Source organism: Candidatus Neomarinimicrobiota bacterium (genome assembly GCA_034716895.1).
Taxonomy (GTDB): domain Bacteria; phylum Fidelibacterota; class UBA8477; order UBA8477; family JABMPR01; genus JABMPR01.
On the sequence record JAYEKW010000027.1, the window covers coordinates 16,258 to 20,287 of the forward strand.

2 protein-coding genes are annotated in these 4,030 nt (G+C 46.1%); both read right to left on the reverse strand.

Annotated elements, in window-relative coordinates; translation table 11 throughout:
* Positions 1-1,877: Glu-tRNA(Gln) amidotransferase subunit GatE (gene gatE, locus U9Q77_02160; GenBank protein ID MEA3286168.1), on the reverse strand; the 1,877-nt coding region annotated here is incomplete at its 3' end.
* A 299-nt stretch (positions 1,878-2,176) separates the two neighbouring features.
* Positions 2,177-3,763 (reverse strand): S8 family serine peptidase, encoded by a 1,587-nt coding sequence (locus U9Q77_02165; protein ID MEA3286169.1) that lies wholly within the window; start codon positions 3,761-3,763, stop codon positions 2,177-2,179.
* Positions 3,764-4,030: the final 267 nt, after the last annotated feature.

The window sequence follows — 4,030 nt, forward strand, 5'->3', positions numbered from 1 at the left end:
AGATCGATCTCGGCATCAGGGCTGTTATTTTTGAATTTTTCATAAAGAAACGCCACCGGAGTCACGATCTCAGCCAGGCTGCGTCGTTTGAAATGAATACTGGTGAGTACGGAGCTGAATTGCATATCCGGGAATTCATAGATCACGGGCATCATGAATTTGGCGATCCCGGGAACCAGTTTTTTCTCGTTGATGTATCGGAACAACTCATAAATCTTTTCGTAGTGAAATTTCTTATGCAGGATGTCTTTTCCCTCGATGTTCTTGAAAGTATGGCCCAAAAATGAGCCGATCAGTTTATGAGGAAAACCAAAATTGTCACAGATCCTTTCAATGAGGGGAATCATATTCTTGCTTAACAGATACTTCCAGGTGTCTTCAGGAACAGCCCACGCTTTCAGTTGATGGTAGCGATCCGCAATATCCCGGGGCAGATGTTTGCCCAGACTTTCAATATATTCTACTGCCAGGGGGATAGGCGCGGAATCTGTATCAGGGTACATGCGATCACTACCAGGCAGGACCCGTTCAAAAATAGTTGTACCATCAACAAAAGATTTCCGGGTTTCTTCTGGAACGCCTTCAAAAGCCATAAGAAGACGTTCTTCCACAGTTTCCAGAGCAGTAGGGATGTCCTCTGGTGGTCCCCAGAGAATGATCTGAGCATCGTCTTTATCAGCACTGAGCCATTTGGCAATTCGAGCCAGTTCTTTTTGAGAAAGAATCGGTTCAAAACCTTCGGAGTGGGTCATGTTGGGTCGTTCGATACAGGCGATGACCTTCAGGCGGTGGATCAGCTCATCAGCAAAAGGATGTCCCGGTTGAGTGAAGTGAGACAATATTCCCTTAAATTTGGGAAGATTAATACTTAGTACTTTATAACCCCGGTCTATTTTTTTTCGCAAGAGGGGCGTCAGCAGTTCAGGATGTGAGAGATTGATCTCCTGATGGGTCAGTTTCCAGGTCTCTTTATCGAGGCCACGATCTTTAATCAGTTTTCGAATATGCAGAAGAGCCCATTGTCGAAATGCCTCATTGTGAGAGAGTTTGGGGATCCACTTGTTGTGGGCGACACCCTTGATCTCCACGCGACTCCCGCCAGCACAGCTTACATTCACATCTTCCCGACCAGCACCCATACCGGTTCTAACCTTTCCAGTACTACGATTTAGAAAACGGATATATTCAGCGGCTTCGGTTAGTTCATCCGGTGTTGCCATGTCGGGATGAGTGACCGTTTCGATCAGGGGCATGCCCAGGCGATCGGTTTTGTAGATCCGGTCATGGCCAATATCTGAGATCTCGCGGCAGGAATCTTCCTCGATACTCAGTTGAATGAGTCCCACTTTTTTGTGTTTGAGTTGAAGCTCACCTTCCACACCGAGAATAGCTGTCCGCTGAAATCCAGTGGGAATGCTACCATCCAGATACTGTTTACGGGTGATGTGAACCTCACCTACGATATTCAATTTCGAAAGCAGAGAAATTTCCAGAGCGTATTCCAGTGCCTCTCGATCAATGGGAAAAGGAGGCGTGTCATCTACTTCATAGGTACAGGCCGTCTGATTATTCAAACGGTAGGTAATGTTTTTACGGGTTTTGAATTCCATGAGAGCGGTACCATCATATTCTCCCAATTCACTGAGGGTGGGGCGCATGTGGCGAATTACCTCAGCATCATAGTCATCATCACCATGATAAATTCCGGCAGGACAACGACAAAAGAGTTTACTTTTAGTTTTGAGTTGCTGGTGGACTTCCAAACCGGATTTGAATCCGATGCGTTTGTAGTCTTTCCGGGTCGCTTTTTGATGTTCCACATAGCCAATAGCTTTTCTGGTGGCTTCAAAATTATTGAGGGCTTCAGTCTGTTTCATCAGAACCAATCATCTATTTTTCAAATGTGTATAACTATTAAAATCGTCATCCCATATCGTCATCCCATATCGTCATCCCATATCGTCATCCCGAATCGTCATCCCGAATCGTCATCCCGAATCGTCATCCCGAATCGTTATCCTGAATAGTCATCCCGAGCGGAGTCGAGGGATAATGTATAAGGACTGTACAAAATAGTCTGCCAATATAGATTTTTTAGCCACGGATTTACACAGATTTGCACGGATTATTTTGTAGTAGAGACGTAAGGCATTACGTCTCTACTAAACCCGGTTCCTCAAGGTTTAAGGTAAACCAATTTCCCCGAATATACTTGGTCATCGCTATATAGGGTGATGATAGTTAGCTGGTTCGCCAGGTTGGAATTGAGGGGCAGGGTCACCTGAACGATCTGTGGTGAAACAGGTTCAATCAACAGGGAGGCGATCTTTCGTCCCCGTATGTCAAAGAGATCACCGTTCTTGATCTTGTCTGCCATGGGACCCGGTAGTACGAGTTTAACAATCTGTTCAGAACTCGGATTTGGATAGACCGGAATGTTGGTTGATTCAATATCCTGCAGTTTCTGGAATAAATGACTCAGGTCAGGAAGCCCGTGCCCATAAACATTATCCGGACTGGCAGCCTGGTCTCCATTCTGGTGAAATAGGGCAATGACCGAATCAGGTTTCAATTCTGGGTGAGCCTGCAGCAGCAGGGCTGATAATCCGGCCACCAGAGGTGTTGAAAAAGAAGTGCCATTGCTCCGTTGGTAACCGTCAATACTGGAAGCCATGTAAACAGATACTCCCATGGCAACCACATCTGGCTTAATGCGTCCATCATAGGTAGGGCCGCGACTGGAGAAGTAAGCAATCTCCCCCTCGGCAGTTACAGCACCTACAGACAGCACGTGCCGACTGTCAGCCGGTGGCCAGATACTACCCGTTGAAGGTCCATCATTACTAGCTGAATTCACCACCAGAATGCCCCGTTCAGCAGCGATATTGGCAGCTCGTGAGATAATGGTAGTTTCGCCATCAATGGCCGAGTCGGGATAGTCTTCGGCAGTTCCATCAAAATCGCGGTAATTGAGGGAGGAAGAAATGATATCTACACCTAGGGAGTCAGCCCATTCCAGGGCGGCCACCCAATTGTCTTCCTCGATCCGGGATTCCCCGATCACGTTTTCTGTGCGGGCCAATAAAAAAGAAGCTCCATAAGCTGGGCCGATCAATTCACCAGGAGAATAGCCACCTAGCACACTAAGCACGCTAATACCGTGTGAGTGTCCCACGCCGTTTGGATCAACTTCATGATCAACAAAATCATGACGTCCCCAAATATCCAGCTCATCAAAAACAGGATGATCTGTGAGGAAACCAGTGTCAAATACGCCGATCAGAACCCCGGAACCATCATAACCCAGGTCGTGGATCGCAGGAATATTCAACATCTCATTCTGAGCCAGGGATTGCCCATAGGGTAAATTAGAAATCCGGGCAAGTTGGGTGTTAATCTGGTCTTGTCGGGGTGCCGTGAATACACTTCTGGCAACTGGTTTAAGCTGTGTAACAAAGGGGAGCTGGATAAGATAATTAAGTCCGACATCATCTTCGAGCTCTAGACTAACGGCATTTAAGAGTCTTGAGGCATGTCTGATCTTGAAACCCGCAGATCTCAATGTAGCCAGATGATTTGGTGAGACCGAAAAATCTCTAATTGGTTGTGGAGAACCCTTTAGGGACAGCCTGGCATCAGCTCTGGCGGTCAGTTGAACTTCAATTCTAGTCGAATCATCTTCAAAAAAGACCCAGTATGGATTACCGGCCAACACAAAGGTCAGGGTGGCAAATGAGAGAAATATCACACGAACAAGAAACATGGCACAAAAGTAGAAGAAGATAGCGGTTTATGAACAGAAGTTTTTTACTTTCCGGCTTGGAGTGTTATTGTATCCTTTTGCAATGAGTGTCATAAACAAAATGGAGATTCATCATGGTCAACCATCTACATAAATTATTGTTGCTACTGATCATTCCTGGAATCCTGCTATCTAAAAGCATGTCACTTTCCTCCATGCAGAAACTCTCTCCAGATCTTCAAGCTCTGGTTGCTGAAAAAGATCCAGAGAATGCTCATTTGACGGACA